General features: G+C 44.6%; 4 protein-coding genes. 3 read left to right on the top strand and 1 reads right to left on the bottom strand.

The window, feature by feature from the left end:
• Positions 1 to 30: 30 nt before the first annotated feature.
• From BIZ39_RS20120 to BIZ39_RS20130, 3 genes are all read left to right on the top strand, one after another.
• Entirely contained in the window at positions 31 to 3009 is a 2979-nt protein-coding gene (locus tag BIZ39_RS20120; RefSeq protein ID WP_187447867.1) for a type I restriction endonuclease subunit R, read from the top strand.
• A gap of 4 nt (positions 3010 to 3013) precedes the next feature.
• Complete coding sequence (locus BIZ39_RS20125) at positions 3014 to 3823, top strand: M48 family metallopeptidase (protein WP_187447868.1); 810 nt, start codon at positions 3014 to 3016, stop codon at positions 3821 to 3823.
• Positions 3824 to 3958: 135 nt separating this feature from the next.
• Positions 3959 to 5107 carry a S1C family serine protease gene (locus BIZ39_RS20130; RefSeq protein ID WP_187447869.1) on the top strand — a complete coding sequence of 383 codons (1149 nt, stop codon included), beginning with the start codon at positions 3959 to 3961 and terminating at the stop codon, positions 5105 to 5107.
• A 41-nt stretch (positions 5108 to 5148) separates the two neighbouring features.
• Here the strand turns inward: BIZ39_RS20130 and BIZ39_RS20135 are convergent.
• Positions 5149 to 5539: DUF4113 domain-containing protein (locus BIZ39_RS20135; RefSeq protein ID WP_187447870.1), on the bottom strand; the 391-nt coding region annotated here is incomplete at its 5' end.

Consider the following 5539-nt stretch of genomic DNA (forward strand, 5'->3'; position numbering starts at 1 on the left):
GAAAGTGTTTAGGCTTCAAGCAGCCAGCGATTGTATTTAAAGAAATGGCATTGGCTGCTTGATATTGACGAGTGTCGCACTTCGCAGTTGAATTCGGGGTTAATTGATTGGAATACGCTCACAGAAAACGCATTTCACTTCACGGAAGAGTATGTGGTGCAAACGGCGCCAGCAACAGGGCGACGCATTCCCGACATCGTATGCTTTGTAAATGGTTTACCGCTTGCGGTAATTGAGGCTAAGCGCCCTAATGATGCAAAGACAGGACAGCTCACCACCTCAGCCGGTATCTCACAGCATTTACGCAATCAGGGGCACGATGAAATTCCACATTTATTCGCGTACAGCCAATTGCTGCTATCCATTAATGGGTATGATGGCTTGTATGGCACCACCGGGACGAAAGAAAAGTTCTGGGCAAAGTGGAAAGAAGAACTGATAACCGAGACTGAATTTAGCGCCCTCATCAATAAACCGCTTACTCAAGATAAGCTCGATTTACTGCTTAACCATCGCCCAGCACACGTAAAAGCTGAATTCTTGTCCTTATTGAATGCAGGTGAGCTCGCGGTAACGGACCAAGACCGACTGCTTGTCAGCCTATTACGGCCAGACCGTCTGCTTGAAATGAGTCGCCTGTTCACGCTTTTCGATAAAAAAGCGGGGAAGATTGTGGCGCGGTACCAGCAGGTATTTGGTATCAAAGCATTGATAGAGCGTATTAGTTCGTTTGATAAGTCCGGCTCTCGTGAAGGCGGTGTGATTTGGCACACTACGGGCAGTGGTAAGTCATTTACCATGGTGTTTTTATCTAAAGCACTGATATGGCTTGAAGCCCTTGCGCAATGTCGCGTAATTATTGTTACAGACCGTGTGGACTTGGAAGACCAACTGAGTCGTACATTTGCCTCTGGTGGCGTGTTAACTGACAGAGATAAAAAAGATGCCATGGCGACATCAGGCAAACGACTTGCGCAGCAAATCGGACAAGGCAATGAACGCGTTATCTTCTCCATTATCAACAAATTCGGCTCTGCCATTAAGCACGAAGAATGCTTCAATGATAGCCCGAACATCCTTGTGCTGGTGGATGAAGGTCACCGCAGTCAGAACGGCGAAAACAATATCCGCATGCAGCAAACCCTGCCTAATGCCGCGTTTGTCGCCTTCACTGGCACACCATTACTGAAAGACGATAAAACAGAGAACAAATTCGGTAAAATCATTCACTCTTATACCATGCAGCAAGCGGTAGAGGATAAAACTGTCACGCCCTTATTGTATGAAGAACGCATCCCTGAATTAGCCGTGCAGGATAAAGCCATTGATGCCTGGTTCGAACGAAGCACCAAAACGCTATCCGATAAGCAAATAGCGGATTTAAAGAAGAAGTTTTCACAAAAAGGACAGGTATACCAAACCGAAGACCGCATTCGCCTGATTGCTTACGACATTTCTGAGCACTTCCAGAACTTTAAATACAAAGGATTGAAGGGGCAGCTTGCCTGTGACTCCAAAGCATCAGCCATACGCTATAAAAAAGCATTAGATAAGTTGGGGCGGGTGACGTCCGTTGTGGCCATGTCTCCACCGGATACCCGCGAAGGTCATGAAGCGGTTGACCAAGAAAGCAAAGACATCGTGCAAAACTGGTGGAAGGACAACATCGGTAAGATGGATGAAAAAGCCTACACCAAAGCCATCATAGAAGATTACAGTCATGTAGACGGTCCAGACATCATGATTGTGGTGGATAAGCTCCTGACGGGCTTTGACGAGCCTAAAAATACGGTGCTGTATATAGATAAGCCCTTAAAAGAGCACAATCTCATCCAAGCCATTGCACGAGTGAACCGCCTGTATCAAGACAAAGACTTTGGCTACCTCATCGACTATCGCGGCATCCTCAAAGAATTGGATACCACCATTGAAAAGTATCAAGACCTCGCTGAGCGTACCCAAGGCGGCTTTGACATTGAAGATATCCAAGGGCTCTATAGCTCAATGGAAACCGAGTATAAAAAACTCCCCACATTACACAGCGACGTCTGGGCGATATTTGATGGTGTCAAAAACAAACAACAGCCTGCTGCACTGAGTCAGGCATTGTCACCCAAAATTGAAGATATTGATGGCCAACTGACTGACACTAACTTAAAAAAGCGCCAAGATTTCTACGCCGCACTCACTGCATTCTCCAATTGCATGAAAGTCGCATTACAATCGGCGTCATACTTTGACGATAAGTCGTTTGATAAAACCCGTGACCTATACAAGCGCGATTTGAAAGCGTTTGTCGAGATACGTCAAAAGGTCAAAGAGCTCTCAGAAGAAACGGTCAATTATGATGCATATGCCGAAGATATCAGGCAACTTCTAGACAGACACATTTCAGGTGTTGAGATCACGGAATCGGATGGCGTATATCTTATTGGCGAAATGGGTAAGACCCGCGAACCCGAAAAAATGTCCGACGATGAAGCGCGAAATCAGACGGATAAAATCACCGGGCGCGTGACAAAGATGATACAAGATGATCTCGCTGACGACCCTTATGCACAGGCCCACTTCTCGAAACTGTTAAAGCAAGCCATTGAGGACGCGCGAGCGATGTTTGATTCCCCCGTCAAACAATATTTGATGTTTGCTGAGCTGGAAAACGATGTAGCACAACGCAAGGTCGCTGACATTCCAGACCGCTTTGTGGATGAAACAGGTAAACGTAATCGCCATGCACAAGCGTATTACGGTCTCTTTGCCCATGTCTTAGGCGATACACTTAACGATAAGCCTCACCTTGATGAAGACACCCGTGTTGCGCTGGCCTTTGACATTGATAACATTGTTAAAGACGCAGTGGCAGAGTTTTCTATTACGCCGTCGGAAATTGAAAACGCAATACACAATAAAACGCTTCCGCTTTTATTTCATGAAGTGGGACTAGAAGATGCCACGTTAATGGTTGAGGAAATAATACGCATAACACGTACTGGGTTATCTAAAGAGTGATACCGTGACACAAAAGCACCTCGCAGCCCGTATAGGCAGCCACAACAATGAAAATGCTGTATTGCATTACGGTGATGAGCGTATTGAATACGACATTATCAGGCGCAAGTCACCGACGGACTCTACGTCGCCTCACAGAAAGGTCACCTTAAAAGTCCACCCAGACCTTCGGGTTGTAGCGACAGCGCCTCATGACGCCTCGAATGATGATATTCATCAAATCGTGACAAAACGTGCCCGTTGGATTTGGGACAATCTACAGCAGTTTGCCGAACAACAGTCCATGGTGTTGCCAAGACAATATGTCAGTGGTGAGACTCAGTTTTACCTTGGGCGTCGCTATGTGTTGAAAGTGAGCCCCAGTGAAACGCAGCGTTCGGACATCAAGCTCTATCGAGGAAAGCTTCAGGTGACGGTCAGCGCTGCGTTGTATGACGCAGAAATGTCTCGGCAGGCTAAAGTGAAAGGTTTACTTAAACGCTGGTACGCGGATAAGTCTCAACAGGTGTTGTCTGAGCGAATTTCGCAAATGGTGACAAAAACACCGTGGGTAAAAGAAACGCCGTCATTTCGAATCATGGAGATGAAAAAGCAGTGGGGCAGTTGCTCGGCAAGCGGCAGTTTGTTGTTTAACCCGCACCTTATCAAAGCGCCAAAAGAGTGCATTGACTATGTTGTTTTGCACGAGCTGTGTCATATCGCTGAACACAATCACAGTGAGAAATTTTGGCGTTTGCTTACACAGGTGATGCCCAACTGGAAACAAGTAAAAAGTCAGTTAGACGGTATGGCTGAGTTATACCTTAATGATTAGCAACCAACAAAAATAGCTGGCAAAAAAGCGTATTACTAATTTGGAAACAAATTTTGAGAAAGTACATACACCACTTAAGTGAAGCCTTTCATTTTAGTGTGAATGAACATGGATATAAACGGAGTTATTGATCATATGAGTACACGACAAACCACTTTGCTTGGCATACTTTTTTTCTTTCATCTGCTCCTTCTTAATTTCGTCAGTGCGCAAGATGCAATAACTATATACAAAGACTATAAAAATAACATTGCTGAGATAGTTGTTAAAAACGACTTGGATGGTGAGGTGATGAGAGGTACAGCGATATACGCAACAGACAATATGTTTATGACTAACGCTCACGTAGTCAAAGGTGGGAGTGAAGCAATCGTCCTCATTGGGGATGAAAAATATAATGTTGTATCTGCTGAGTTAAGTAGAAGTCAAGATTTTGCCTTAGTCATTATTGACACTAACGGTAAAGACCTTCCATTAAAATCATTCAAAATTTCTTTTGATGTTGAAGTAGGTCAGGATGTTTATGTAATAAGTAACCCTGTTGGGTTTAACCAGTCGATAACTGATGGAATTATATCTTCTATTCGCGGAAATATAATACAGCACACGGCTGCTGTCTCACCTGGCTCTAGTGGCGGGGCGTTATTTTCTAAAAGCGGGGATTTAATTGGAATAATAACATCCAGGCATAGGGATGAAACTAGCATGGGGTTTGGTCTTTCTATAGAAGCTATCTCTCGTGAGTTGAACAACGAAGCTGGTTTTTTCAGCTTGTTCGAAGAGGCCCCCTTGTTGGGTGGCAAAGCAATCATTGGAATGTCACATGCAGATGATGGCTTAACGGTACAAATTGACCTGTTTGATCCTGTCTCGCTGGTAAAAGAAGAGAATTATCTCAGGTACAAGGGCGGCGCCAGAGTAATTAGCTATAAAAACAATGCGGTCAGCAGGTTTGCAGAAATTGAATTTGAGTCATTGTTTGATTGCAAGAACAAAACCGACAGAAGTTTATACTCACGACTGTATGGGCCTGACAAAAGCGAAGTTATATTTGAAACGGGTGAAAGTGACGAGTGGCACCCAGTCAAGGACAAATTTAAGGCCACACTAAACGCTTACTGTGAAGCAACAGTGGTCAATAATCAGCTATACTATAGCCTTAGAGAGTTGCACTCATACATAACGACTGTTATGCCAATAGAATTATTAAGGAAAAAAGAGACGGTTAACGCCCAAGGTGGCGCCAACCGTCTACTGCAGTATATTTTAAAACACTCCAACTGAGTGTCGAACGCGTTTCTTATTTTTCTTAAATGTTATCGCCATCAGCATTTGATTTGTGGCACATCACTCCAACGTGTCGTTGCGCGTTTAGTGAGAAACAGACGTTTCATCTCATGTTTTTTGTCAAAGCCTTTTGAAGCAACTTGAAGCGTACTTTTGCCGTACCTATCATTGACAGCGTCAAGTACGTTCATCAGCTTTGGGTTGTCTTCGTTTATGCTAAAAAGGTCGGCTTGATAGTTTGCTGCAGGTATGATTTCTACAATCCCTACGCCGCAACGGTAAAAGCATATGCCTGGCTTAAATATTTTGTCGATGATGGCGGGAAGTGCGTTCGTAACAATGCGTGTGTCCATTGTGGGGACCGGAAACGGGTGGTAAATCGACTTGCGGTAATAAGCGGTATCGTCGTGTGGCGAGTTAGAGGCAAAT

It is taken from the genome of Alteromonas sp. BZK5, from assembly GCF_014349115.1.
Lineage (GTDB): Bacteria > Pseudomonadota > Gammaproteobacteria > Enterobacterales > Alteromonadaceae > Alteromonas > Alteromonas macleodii.